This window comes from Actinoplanes sp. NPDC049598 (assembly GCF_040675435.1).
Taxonomy (GTDB): Bacteria; Actinomycetota; Actinomycetes; order Mycobacteriales; family Micromonosporaceae; genus Actinoplanes.
Genome location: NZ_JBFAOX010000015.1, coordinates 44,328 through 56,051, shown reverse-complemented (window position 1 = coordinate 56,051; position 11,724 = coordinate 44,328). Strand labels below are relative to the sequence as shown.

10 protein-coding genes and 1 tRNA gene are annotated in these 11,724 nt (G+C 70.3%); 6 read left to right on the top strand and 5 right to left on the bottom strand.

The genetic code is table 11. The features are described 5' to 3' along the window. Positions 1–182 precede the first annotated feature (182 nt). Together AB0J66_RS30555 and AB0J66_RS30550 are read left to right on the top strand one after the other, a co-directional pair. Complete coding sequence (locus tag AB0J66_RS30555) at positions 183–1,157, top strand: methyltransferase domain-containing protein (protein ID WP_364667852.1); 975 nt, start codon at positions 183–185, stop codon at positions 1,155–1,157. Between the two features lie 461 nt (positions 1,158–1,618). Beyond that, complete coding sequence (locus tag AB0J66_RS30550; protein ID WP_364667849.1) at positions 1,619–1,942, top strand: tyrosine-type recombinase/integrase; 324 nt, start codon at positions 1,619–1,621, stop codon at positions 1,940–1,942. Positions 1,943–2,028: 86 nt separating this feature from the next. Here the strand turns inward: AB0J66_RS30550 and AB0J66_RS30545 are convergent. Further along, a tRNA-Thr gene (locus AB0J66_RS30545) sits at positions 2,029–2,102 on the bottom strand. Positions 2,103–2,264: 162 nt separating this feature from the next. Here AB0J66_RS30545 and AB0J66_RS30540 point away from each other — a divergent pair. Continuing rightward, a complete protein-coding gene (locus AB0J66_RS30540; protein WP_364668256.1) occupies positions 2,265–3,932 on the top strand; it encodes a metallophosphoesterase in 1,668 nt (555 codons plus the stop codon). 159 nt (positions 3,933–4,091) lie between these two features. After that, positions 4,092–5,483, top strand: coding sequence for a recombinase family protein (locus AB0J66_RS30535; RefSeq protein ID WP_364667846.1), 1,392 nt, complete (start codon positions 4,092–4,094; stop codon positions 5,481–5,483). A 67-nt stretch (positions 5,484–5,550) separates the two neighbouring features. Here AB0J66_RS30535 and ricT read toward each other — a convergent pair whose 3' ends face one another. Next, the gene (gene ricT / locus AB0J66_RS30530) at positions 5,551–6,414 is read right to left on the bottom strand and encodes a regulatory iron-sulfur-containing complex subunit RicT (RefSeq protein WP_364667843.1); all 864 of its coding nucleotides are present in this window, start codon (positions 6,412–6,414) and stop codon (positions 5,551–5,553) included. A 159-nt stretch (positions 6,415–6,573) separates the two neighbouring features. On the opposite strand from ricT, the gene AB0J66_RS30525 reads away from it, so the two are divergent. Further along, positions 6,574–8,778 carry a hypothetical protein gene (locus tag AB0J66_RS30525; protein WP_364667841.1) on the top strand — a complete coding sequence of 735 codons (2,205 nt, stop codon included), beginning with the start codon at positions 6,574–6,576 and terminating at the stop codon, positions 8,776–8,778. A gap of 245 nt (positions 8,779–9,023) precedes the next feature. Here AB0J66_RS30525 and AB0J66_RS30520 read toward each other — a convergent pair whose 3' ends face one another. The 3 genes from AB0J66_RS30520 to AB0J66_RS30510 are packed head-to-tail and all read right to left on the bottom strand — an operon-like array spanning position 9,024 to position 10,265. Continuing rightward, positions 9,024–9,638, bottom strand: coding sequence for a hypothetical protein (locus AB0J66_RS30520; protein ID WP_364667839.1), 615 nt, complete (start codon positions 9,636–9,638; stop codon positions 9,024–9,026). Then, positions 9,638–9,937 (bottom strand): hypothetical protein, encoded by a 300-nt coding sequence (locus AB0J66_RS30515; RefSeq protein ID WP_364667836.1) that lies wholly within the window; start codon positions 9,935–9,937, stop codon positions 9,638–9,640. The genes AB0J66_RS30520 and AB0J66_RS30515 overlap by 1 nt, the downstream gene beginning before the upstream one ends. 1 nt (position 9,938) lies before the next feature. Beyond that, positions 9,939–10,265 (bottom strand): YbaB/EbfC family DNA-binding protein, encoded by a 327-nt coding sequence (locus AB0J66_RS30510; protein ID WP_364667834.1) that lies wholly within the window; start codon positions 10,263–10,265, stop codon positions 9,939–9,941. Between the two features lie 162 nt (positions 10,266–10,427). Between AB0J66_RS30510 and AB0J66_RS30505 the strand changes: the two genes are divergently transcribed. Next, positions 10,428–11,621: a DNA polymerase III subunit delta' gene (locus AB0J66_RS30505; RefSeq protein WP_364667831.1), complete on the top strand. Its 1,194-nt coding sequence runs from the start codon at positions 10,428–10,430 to the stop codon at positions 11,619–11,621. Positions 11,622–11,724 lie beyond the last annotated feature (103 nt).

Below are 11,724 nucleotides of genomic sequence, written 5' to 3'. Positions count from 1 at the left end.
TGGCCGGCGCGGCGTCGGCTCGGTGATCTTCGGCGGACCACCCGGGACCCGGCGGCTGCCCTGCCGTTGCTGCCCGAGCGGTCCCGCGTGGTCACGCTGTTCCCCGACCGCGGCGAACGCCATCTGGACCTGATCTTTTCGGCCGCCGAACAACCCGACATCCAGAAACGGGGAGAAGAACGATGAACGGTCAGGACACCCAGGCTCAGGTCCAGGCGCTGGTCCAGATACATCCGCAGCTCCGCGACCGCGTCGACCCGGTCCGGATCGCCGAGCAGCAGCGTCCGGCTGACGAGACCGCCGGAGACGACTTCGGCGCGGCCGGGCGTGGTGCGAGCTACGTCGTCGCGCAGCGGTCCGTCCGCACCCGGCTGCGGGGCATCGACCAGCTGACCGACATCCTGAGCAGATACAGCCGGGCGGAGTCCGATGTCGTGCTCGATCTGCTGGGCGGCGACGGGCTCGTCCACCGGGTCCTGTCGCTGCTCGGCAAGGACACCCCCCTGGTCATCACCTGCGATGCGTCACCGTTCATGGTGGAGGCGGCCTGGGCTCAAGGTATTCCGGCGCTGCGACAGCGGGCCGAGGAGCTGCTCTTCCACAACGCGTCGGTGGGTGGAGTGTTGCTCGCCTACGGGACCCACCACATCCCGATCGCCGACCGGCAACGGGTGGTCGGCGAGGCGTACCGGGTCATCGAAGCGGGGGGCGTCTTCGTCCTGCACGACTTCCTGGCGGGCTCTCCGGTGGACACCTGGTTCAGCAAGGTCGTGGACGTCTACTCGGCGACCGGCCACGATCACCGCCACTTCGAGCGCGAGGAGACCGAGTCGTACCTGCGCTCGGCCGGCTTCGGTGAGGTGGAGTTCCGGCTCATGGACGACCCATTCGTGGTTTCCGGTCCAAGCCGGACCGAGGCGGAGCTCGAGCTGGGCCGCTATCTCACCGACATGTACGGCCTCGTCCGGCTGGTCGACGAGTACGGGCCGGAGTCCGCCCACCGTCGGGCCTTCGAGCTCGCCTGCGACATCTTCCGGTACGAAGAACGCGAACCGGGACGCCGCGAGGTGCGGGTCTTCCCCGACGCCGCACAGGGCACCTGGACGGCGACCATGCCACGGGAGGCGCTGGTCGGCATCGGCCGTAAGCTGGGGTGATGGTTCCTCGGCCGGATCGCGCACTGCCGACCTGGGCGGGGTGCGCCGGGGCGCCGTTCTGCACGGGCCTTTACACCATCGCCGTTCCCTGACCAGCGCCGTCTACGAGCCGGACCTCGCCGCGGCCTTCACCATCGCCATCGTCCGATGCGGCTCCACCCCGGTTCGCAGTCGCCATGCTCCTGGCTCGGAAGGTCTCGGCCGCCGACAACCCGTACGACGCGATCTTCGCGTCCCGGCGCCGGAAGGCTGGCTACTGCCCTCAGCGCACCATGCAGATGCGGTCCAACCGAGCTACCGGTCTACGACCTGTCGACGCCGGCCAGCGTCGACCGGCGGACCGGGCTCGTGCTGAAGTAGCCGAAGGGCAAGATCAAGCGGACGGTGCCGTTGTCGCCCGAGCTGGTCGCCATGCTTCGCGAGCACCAGAAGGCGCAGATGGTCGAGCGGATCCTGGCGACGTGACGTGGCAGGACCACGGCCTGGTCTTCACAGAGGAGGACGGCCGGCCGGTCGACCCGAAGCATGACTATCTGGCCTGGCGGCAGCTGCTTGCCGACTCGGAGGTGCCGGAGATCAAGTTGCACGCGGGCCGGCACACGGCGGCGACGATCCTGATCGCGCTCGGCACGGGGATCGAGGTGGTCCAGGAGATCCTCGGGCACTCGGATTCGCGGACGACGCGCGGCTACGTCCACATCGCGTCCGAGATGGCGCGGGCGGCTACTCAGCGTATGGGTGGTGCGCTCTTCGGAGGCACTCAAGAAACGCCGAGTACGCCCTGAGCTACACCCTTGATCATGGTGAGGGCACGAAAAAGGCCCCGTGACACAGGCTGTTTCGCCTGGTCACGGGGCCTATCTGTTACCCGAGCCGCCTGACGGAATCGAACCGTCGACCTACGCATTACGAGTGCGTCGCTCTAGCCGACTGAGCTAAGGCGGCAACGATGACCAATCGTACGCCATGGGTCCGGGGGCGGTGCGGCGGGTCCGGTGTAATCGGGCAAGCAAGCTGTCGTGTGGCGGGGCTAGTGTGCCTGGCGTGACTGACGATCACCCGACGCCCGCGCCGCACCGGCAGGTCGTGCCCCGGCGGCCGACCAGCATGGATCCGAAAGAGCTGGGCTTCAAGCCGGAGCGGCCGGTCGGCTGGCTGGCGCCGCTGTTGCTGCTCAGCACCGGCCTGCGGGCGCTGCTGGCGGTGCTGTTCGGGGCTTACCTCGACAAGCGCGAGCTGCAGAACTCACTCGACGGGGGCTGGTTCGACCATTCCCGCACGCCCGACGGCGAGCTGTGGTTCGACTACGTGGCCGACCTCGGCGACGGCTTCCACGCGACGTATTCGGTGGCTTACCTGCTGGCCCAGCCCGGCCTCGAGGTGGGCGGGACGACGCTGCCGCGTGGGCGGCTGCTGCTCATGGGCGGCGATCAGGTCTATCCGCTGGCCAGCGGGGACGGCTACGAGAGCCGGATGAAAGGCCCCTACCGGGCGGCCCTGCCCGAGGCGCCGGCCGAGGGGCACCGGCCGATCCTGTTCGCGCTGCCGGGCAACCACGACTGGTACGACGGGCTGACGGCGTTCCTGCGGCTGTTCGCACGGCGCAAGGACGGGCACATCGGAGGCTGGCGCACCGAGCAGCGCCGGTCCTACTTCGCGGTCAAGCTGCCCCAGGACTGGTGGCTGTTCGCGATCGACGAGCAGTTCGGGGCGTACATCGACGATCCGCAACTGCTGTACTTCGAGAAGGCGGCCCGCGATCTGGGGCCGGAGGACCGGGTCATCCTGATGACGCCGTCGCCGAAATGGGTCAAGGCGGCCGACGACCCCAAGGACTACGACGCGATCGACTACTTCGTCCGGACCATCATCGCGCCGCGCCAGGCGACGGTCCGGGTGATGGTCTCCGGCGACCTGCACCACTACGCGCGCTACAGCGACGACGAGCAACAGCTGATCACCTGCGGCGGCGGCGGGGCGTACCTCCTCGGCACCGCCCAGCTGCCGAAACAGATCGTGGTGCCGCCCGAGGGCACGCTGACCCGCAACCGCAGCGTCAGCCGGACCTTCCCGTTCCGCCAGGCCTTCCCCGACGCGGCGGCGTCACGGCGGATGGGCTGGGGCGTCTTCCACCGGGTGCCGACCCGCAACCCGGGCTTCGTGACCATGCTCGGCCTGATCACCACGCTGACCATGCTGGCGATGGCCGGCGCGGTCGGGCAGGAAGGCGAGCAGGACATCTTCCGGCGGCTGTTCAGCATCCCGCTGGTCTTCATGATCGCGTTGATCCTGGCCGGTGCGGTGCTCTTCGCCCAGCCACCCGGCGCCGACAAGCCCAAGCACTCCCGGCATTGGATCCTCGGGCTGCTGCACGGCTTCGCCCAGATCGCGCTGGCCGCCGGCGGCACCTGGGTGTGGCTGCGGGTGCCCGCCCACGGCTGGGAGTGGCCGGGCCCGCTGGTGGTCGCGGCGGTGGTCTACCTGCCGATCGGCGGCTTCGTGGCCACCCAGTTGTGCGCGCTCTACCTGCTGATCGCGAGCCGCTTCGACGTGAACGTCAACGAGCTCTTCGCCGGCCAGGGCATCGAAGACGCGAAAAGCTTCCTCCGCCTGCACATCGACCGCGAGGGCACCCTGACAATCCACCCGATCGGCCTCGAAAAGATCAGCCGCAACTGGCAGGCCGACCCCGACGGCGCCCCGGAAAGCCCCTGGCTGCGCCCGGCCGAGCCGCTGACCCCGCACTACATCGAGGAGCCGATCAAGGTGAGCTGAAGGCTCAGCCACGGTCAGCAAACCTGGCAGACCCGGAACCTTTCACGCGCGCGCCGTAGCCTCTAAGGTAGTCGCGTGCCTAGCACTCCGCGCATCAGGAGCGCAGCGAGACGCCGCGCCATGCAAGCCGCCTCAGCGACCACAACGCCCTTACGGGCTGTGCTCTATCTGCGTATGAGCATGGACAGGATCGGCGACGGCGCAGGCCTCCAGCGCCAAGAACAGGCATGCCGCGCACTCGCCCTGGCCAGGGGATGGGATGTGGCCGATGTCGTGGACGACACGATCTCCGCCACGACCGCCCGACTCGCTGACCGCCCGGGTTGGCAACGCGTGCTTCGGAAGATCGAAGCGGGCGGCGCGGACCTCATCGTGTCCTGGCATCTGGACCGGTTGACCCGCTCCATGAAGGATTTGGAGTACCTGATCGACCTAGCGCTGGACCGTGACATCGCTGTGGCCACCGCCACCGGCGACATCGATCTGACGACGGATGTCGGTCGCATGGTCGCGAGGATTTTGGCCGCTGTCGCATCGGCCGAAACCGAGCGAAAAGCCGAACGCCAAATTCTCGCCAACGACGCTCGGGTGGCCGCCGGTAAGCCGCAATGGATCCGCCGGCCTTTCGGTTACGAGATGGACGGCACGATACGCGAAGCCGAGGCTGCAGCCGTGTTGAGGGCTTATCACGACGTACTCGCGGGCAAAGCACTGACCACCGTAGCCAGGGAGTGGAACGCAGCCGGGTTCCGGACGTCCGCGCCGGACTCGGCGACCGCCCGACCACGGACGACCCGTACCAATAATTACGACCCCTCCGGCCGATGGAACAATGTCGCGGTCCGGGCGCTGCTACGGGCACCCCGCAACATGGGGAAGTCGGCCCTGTATGGCCAGATCATGGGTGACGGGACATGGACGCCGATAGTCGACGAACCGACCTGGCACGCGATGGATTCGCTCTTGGCCGGCCGTGAACGCCCGGACAGCTCGGTAGGCAAGTTGACCCAGCTGCTATCGCGAATCGCCACGTGTGGGGTGTGTGGCGGGCCGATGGGGGCGAGTAAACGGGGCGATGTACCGATTTATGTCTGCCAGGGTCCCAAAGAGGAGGCCGCGAGCCGCGGACACTGCCAACTGCCGCTGGAATTCGCTGATGGGGTGGTCCTGTCCCGGCTGATCCAGCAGATGGCGGCAACCGGCCGAAGGGCGTTCAGGTCGCAAACCGATGCGGTGGACCTGGCCTCGCTGCAGGAGCGCGAGTCGGAGATCGAGACTCTGATGGCGGAATTGGTGGAAGACCGAACGGCAGACCTTATCGACAGGACTGCCCTAGTCACGGGCTCCGCGACACTTCGCCACGAACTAACTGAAATCAGGACGCGTCTCGGCGAGGCAGCCGGGCATGAGACCGCCGGACCGATCGACATCGCGGTGGCGCGCGCGGAGTTTAATCGGCTGAACCTTGGAGAGCAACGCGCCGCCGTACGGAAGGTATTCGCCGCCATCAGAGTAATCCCGCGCGGGAAGGGGAGACCGAAAACCGGGTAGCCGACTTATCGGGCGGAACAGATCGAGACCAAGTTCAAACCAGGCTGGGCTTGAGGACGAGCCGAAATCAGGCGGAGGTGGCTCCATCGACCTGAGACGACTCGCGACCCTCGTAGGCCTGTCTGGGGCCGCAGACTGAAGCGCGCGAGCAGGAGCACCGAGACCCATCGGAATCCAGACGCACTGTCACCGAATCCTTCGGGACGCTGTGCCCCACCACCCGACCGTCACCTTCAGGGGTGGTCACTCGACTTCCGACAGGCGGCGCGGACTCCGCAAATCGGGCGTACAGCGGATGTTCATACTTGAGGCAGCACATGAGGCGGCCGCAGGCGCCGGAGATGCGCAGGGGGTTCAGGGGTAGGTCCTGGTCCTTGGCCATGCGGATGGTGACCGGCTCGAAGTCGGTCAGGAAGGTCGCGCAGCAGAGGTCGCGGCCGCAGGAACCGATGCCGCCCTGGACGCGGGCGGAGTCGCGGGCGGAGAGCTGGCGGAGCTCGACGCGGCAGTGCAGGGTGGCGCCGAGGTCGCGGACCAGCGACCGGAAATCGACGCGGTGGGGTGCGGTGAAGTAGATCGTCGTGCGGGCGCTGTTGCCGCCGGTCGGGTCGAGCACGTGGTCGACGGCGACGACCTTCATCGGCAGCTCGTGTGCCTTGATCAGCTTTTTCGCGGCGACCTTGGCCTCGGCCTTGCGTTTACGGAGCAACTCGTCGCGGCGCAGATCGTTCTCGTCGGCGATGCCGGCGACCTTGGGGAAGCCCGAGGTCTCCTCGCTCACCCACTGCGCCGCCCAGACGCACTCCGCCACCTCGGGGCCGTCGTCCGTGGGCACCAGCACACGGTCGCCGACCTGGGGCGAGAACTCGCCCGGGTCGAGGTAGTAGAGGCGGCCGTACCGGTTGAAGCTGACCGCGCACAGCATGCCCATGACCACCACCCTACGACTTCCTCAAGCGCGCACCAAATGCCGGTTTTGGGGTACCCGGCAGGGTTGTCGCATAGATGCGGCACAACTACCCGAATAGACCGTCGTTGGGCAGACCCGTAGACGTCGCTCAACACGGAACACATCGGGAGGGAACCACCCATGACGCCCGCCAGATCGCTGGCCGCCAGTGTCGTCGCGCTCGGATTCACGGGGGCTCTCAGCTCTCCGCTGCCCGCAGTGGCCGCGCCCGCACCATGCGAACGGGCCGAGAGCTACGCGGCTCAGGCCGGGGCCGAACTGCTCCGGATCGACAAGCTCGCGGTGCAGGTTCCCGAGGTCCGCTACAAGAAGTCGCCGGTGACCGAGAGCGCCGAGGCGAGTGATGCTGCGGCTCGGGTGCTGGGCGCGGTGGACGATCCGATCCCCGATCCGGAGGACAGCGACACCCTGAGCGAGGGCATCGGGATGCTGGGAACGGCGGTGCTGGGCACGCTGGCACCGCGGCGGTCGGCGGATGCACAAGGTTCGGCGGCCGCGAAGGGCTCGCCGGCGACACCGGGGGCCGCGCAGCGATCGGCGACCGGGCAGGGTTCCAAGGCGGCGCAGCGATCGGCGACCGGGCAGGGTTCCAAGGCGGCGCAGCGATCGGCGGCGAGGCGAGGCTCTACGGCAGCGCAGCGGGCGGCGGGTGGGCAGGGCTCGGCGGCGGCGCGACCTTCGGTGGCGGGGCAAGGCCCGGCGGCGGCGCGACCTTCGGTGGCGGGGCAAGGCTCGGCGGCGGCGCGACCTTCGGTGGCGGGGCAGGGTTCGGTGGCGCCGCGGTCGAAGGCTGCGGTGGGGAGTGACGGCGACGCCGACGTGGTGCGGCCGGCGGATGCGGTGACCGGGCAGCTGGGCGAGGCGGTCGAGCGGGGCGGCGGCGTCGTGAGTGGACTGACCGAGGCCGAGGACCCTCGTGGGATCGTGCAGGCGGTCGGTGTGGCAGCCAGGAATCCCGGCGGCGACGAGGCGGATGGGACCTCGGTGGTCGAGGACGAGGGCAACGACGACGACGCGGACGACTCCGGCAGCGACAAATCGGGCGATGCGCGCGGCGACGGATCGGGAGACGCTTCGGACTCGGCCGGGAACGATGACTCGCGGACGAAGAGCGCGCCCGGCGAGGACGAAACGGAAGCACCGACCGGCGGCGTGGCGGCCGAGAAGGGCCGGAGCGCCTCGGTGTCCGATGTGGGCGTCGGTGAGACGCGGACCGCGATGATCGCCCAGGCGCAGGTTTCGTCGGCGGCCTACGGGCGCATGCTGGACGGGCAGTCCAAGGACAACACCAACCTGAGCAAGCCGCTGCTGCAGAAGGCGCCGCCGACCAACGCGAAGCCGGCGCAGCGGTCGACGCCGGCCGGCCAGGCCGGGCCGCTGCGTGTGGGCGCCGGGCAGGTCAGCGCGCACGCCCAGTGGAACGCCGGCATGGCCTGCGGTCGCACTGTGGGTGAGACGACCCGCGCGGAGTCGCGGCTCACGAACTTGCGCTTGTTGGACGGGCTTGTCCGCGTACCGCAAAAGCTCTCGAGCCTGAGCACGACGGCGCTGGAGCGTAACGGCGAGGCGGCCCGATCGGTGGCCTCGGCCACGGTGACCACGGGGCGGATCGAGCTGGCGGACGGGAAGGTTCGCGTGCGCGTGCTGCGGCCGCCGACGCTGACGACGGCCATGTCGGCCGAGGGCGGGACGGTCGACTACCGGCCGGCCGTGCTGGAGGTGTCGGGCGACGGCATCGCGACGAAGCGGCTGGCGGCGGTGGGCGACCACGCGGACATCACGCTGACCCCGGACCGCCACGCGACGGAGTCGGTGCCGCTGAGCCACCTCACCGAGCTGACCAAGCTGGGCCAGGGCAGCCCGCTGGCGGCGCCGAGCGTGCCCGGCCTGCCGCCGGTGTCCGCGGCGCCGGGAACTGCCATCCCCAAGACGGAGTCGGCCCGTGCCGGTACGCGGCTGCGCATCTCGGTCGGGGACGTTCGGCACGCGCAGAAGGGGAACGCCATCGCCGCCCGGGCCGCGGCCGTCAAGGTCTCGCTGGTCCAGGGCGCCGACGCCAGACCCGGCGCAAAGGACCGCGGGCGGACCGGCTATGGCAGCAAGCCGCAGGTCCGGACCACTTTGGACATGACGTTCGGCGTTCTGGAGTCGGCAGCGGTCTCCCCGGCCGCCGGGCAGCCCGCCGCCGGTACCGGGGGCGCGGGCGGTGGTCTCCCGGTGACCGGCCCGCGAGTGGACCGGCTGGCCATGGTCGGCGGCGGCCTCCTGCTGGCGGGCATCGCGGCAGTGGCCCTGGGGATGCGACGTCGGCGCTCCCAGCCCTGAGGGAGGCACTCCAGGGACGATCCGGAACCGGGTCGTCCGTATGGAGAGTTGTCGATCTCCTGATGGCTGAGTGAGCGGCGACACACGTCCGGTCCTGCTCCCCCGAGCGGCCCGAAGCCGCCGGAACCCCGAGACAACGATCTATGAATGGCGTTGAGTAGTCGGTACACCTGCGGGGGGTGCAGGAGGTCGCGGCGTCGTATTCGGAGTTTTCCGGTTGTCCGAATACGGCGCCGCGCCCATGTCTACACCGGGATCGGCGTGGTCAGATGCGTCGAGTTGTGTATCAGATCCTCCGCTTCGGCGTAGAGGTCGGCGATGGTGCGCAGGACGTGGGTGGCCACGGTGACGGCCGCTTGAAGGTCGGCCGGCTCGGGCGGATGAGCGACGGGCGAGGTCTGCAGGGTCAGGGCCTCGGCCGACATGAGCACCTCGGCCAGGACCGCGGCCACGGCGTCGCGGGATCGGCTCATCCAGTCGTGCAGGGCGTCGGCCAGGTCGGCCGTGGCCTCCAGGCGTTCGTCGAGGCTGTCACCGTCGCCGGCCAGGTGGGTCGCGACCCGGCGGCGCAGGTCGTCATACGTCTCGGCGGCCTCGCCCTCCCACTCACCGGGCGGCGGGAGAGCGGCGGCGACGCCGGCGCAGGAACGGGCGGCGGAGCGTAATTCGGGCACCGCTTCGGCCAGCGCGGCGGGGCGAAGCGCGGCCACCGCGGTGACGGCGTCGGCGGGCAGAAGGCGTACGCGCCGCAGTTGATCCCAAAGAGGGTCTTCGGCCGGAGCGCCGGCCTCTTCGAGCAGATCGCCCGCGCGGCGCAGCAGGGGCGTGGCGGCGTCTAGTAGTTGGTCGAGGCGATCCATCACAGCTCCCGGGCCAGGCGGCGGCGGACCGCGTCGTCGGTCTCGAGGTAGTCGTCGCGCACGGCCCGGACCGCGGTGGCCATCGCGGTCAGGCGGGCCGAGGCGCCGGCCGCTTCCTGGGCGCGGGCGGCCACGGCGGCCGTCCAATGCTCGTGCAGGTCCCGGCCCAGACGGCCGGGCGCGCCCGTCGGCGTGGCTTCGCCGAACGTGCCGGGTGGGACGGTCAGCTGGGCCATTGCCCGCTCGACGGTGCGCAGGTCGTCGGCCGCGCCATCGAGGGTCTCGGCGAGATGGTCCATGTCACTCCTCCCCCAGGGCGCGCGGCTGACCGAAGACCTCGCCGCGCAGCTTCTCGCGGGCCCAGCGAGCGGCGTCCGCCGCCGTCGCCACCACGGCCTGAAGCTCGCGGGAGAACTCGGCCGCATCGCGGTGGTGCAGGCCGCCGTGGACGCGCATGTCCGTTATGCGGCCGGTGGCAGTCACGGTGGCCTCGATCGAGCCGTCGGGCGAGTGCACGGAGACCGAGTGCGCCTCGACGGCACGGTCGAACTCGGCCCGGAGCTGCTCGACGCGACGATGTCGGTCGATGGCCTCACTGATCCACGCCTCGTCGATCTCACGCACCATTGCCGAGTCTCCTCACCGTGCGTCAGGGCCGCGTCGCTCATCGGGACCAGAACGTACCCGGAAGAGTGACGGCTCCGCTATGTCAACTTCTCCACTGTGGATAACCGGCCGGCCTGTGGATAACTTCGAGTTCTGTCGGACCGGCGCAATACCATCGTGGGCGTGAGTGAAGTCTTCGCAGATCTGGTCGGTCAGAACGAGGCGGTCGCCACGCTGCGCCAAGCGGCGTCGGCGGCGGCCCAGGTCGTGGCCGGCGAGGAGGTGCCCGCCGGGGCGATGACCCATGCGTGGATCTTCACGGGCCCGCCCGGCAGCGGTCGCTCGGTGGCGGCGCGGGCCTTCGCGGCCGCGCTCCAGTGCGAGCGGGGCGGGGTCGGCTGCGGCGAGTGTCACGGCTGCCACACCGCGCTCGGCAAGACCCACGCGGACGTACGGTTCGTGGTGCCCGAGGGCCTCTCGATCGGCGTCAACGAGATGCGGGCCCTGGTGCTGCGGGCGGCCAGCGCGCCGTCCGGCGGCCGCTGGCAGGTCGTCGTGATCGAGGACGCGGACCGCCTGACCGAGCAGGCCGGCAACGCGCTGCTCAAGGCGATCGAGGAGCCGCCGCCGCGGACGGTCTTTCTGCTCTGCACGCCGTCGACCCATCCCGACGACATCTCGGTGACGATCCGCTCCCGGTGCCGCGTGGTCGCCCTGCGGCAGCCACCGGCCGAGGCGGTGGCCGAGGTCCTGGCCCGGCGCGACGGCATCGCGGCCGAGGTGGCGGCGTGGGCTGCGGCGGCCGCTCAGGGGCACGTCGGCCGGGCGAAAAGGCTGGCCAACGACCCCGAGGCCCGCAGCCGGCGCGAGGCCGTGCTGGCCGTGCCGCGGAGGCTGAGCAGCGTGGGCGCGTGCTACGAGGCGGCGGCCGCGCTGATCAAGGCGGCCGAGGCCGAGGCGGCGGAGTCGTTCGTCGAGGTGGACGCGGCCGAGCGGACGGCGCTCGAGCAGGCGCTGGGCGCGGGCGGCACGGGCCGGGGGGCGGCCGGGGCCATGCGCGGCGCCGCCGGCCAGCTGAAAGAGCTCGAGAAAAGGCAGAAGTCGCGGGCCACCCGCTCCAAGCGCGACGCGCTCGACCGGGCGCTGGTCGATCTGGCCGGCTTCTACCGCGATGTGCTGATCACCAACCTGGGCGCTCCGGTCGCGGTGGTGCACACCGACACCGCGAACCAGTCGGCCGCGGCGGCCGAGAAATGGAGCGCGGACAGCACCCTGCGGCGCCTCGAGGCCGTGCTCGCCTGCCGCCAGGCCATCGACCAGAACGTCAAACCGGACATCGCCGTCGAAGCCATGATGCTCACCCTCTGGCGCGGCTGAGACCGCGGGCGCGGCTGAGACCGCGGGCGTGCCAGCGCCCGGGGGCGCGGCTGAGACCGCGGGCGTGCCAGCGCCCGGGGCGCGCCAGCGCCCGGGGCGTGCC

Excerpts from the sequence above, each read along its gene's own strand:
- AB0J66_RS30555 (WP_364667852.1), top strand. The coding sequence starts at position 183 with ATGAACGGTCAGGACACCCAGGCTCAGGTCCAGGCGCTGGTCCAGATA.
- AB0J66_RS30515 (WP_364667836.1), bottom strand. The coding sequence starts at position 9,937 with ATGGACCATCTCGCCGAGACCCTCGATGGCGCGGCCGACGACCTGCGC.
- AB0J66_RS30520 (WP_364667839.1), bottom strand. The coding sequence starts at position 9,638 with ATGGATCGCCTCGACCAACTACTAGACGCCGCCACGCCCCTGCTGCGC.
- AB0J66_RS30525 (WP_364667841.1), top strand. The coding sequence starts at position 6,574 with ATGACGCCCGCCAGATCGCTGGCCGCCAGTGTCGTCGCGCTCGGATTC.
- ricT (WP_364667843.1), bottom strand. The coding sequence starts at position 6,414 with ATGGGCATGCTGTGCGCGGTCAGCTTCAACCGGTACGGCCGCCTCTAC.
- AB0J66_RS30540 (WP_364668256.1), top strand. The coding sequence starts at position 2,265 with ATGGATCCGAAAGAGCTGGGCTTCAAGCCGGAGCGGCCGGTCGGCTGG.
- AB0J66_RS30510 (WP_364667834.1), bottom strand. The coding sequence starts at position 10,265 with ATGGTGCGTGAGATCGACGAGGCGTGGATCAGTGAGGCCATCGACCGA.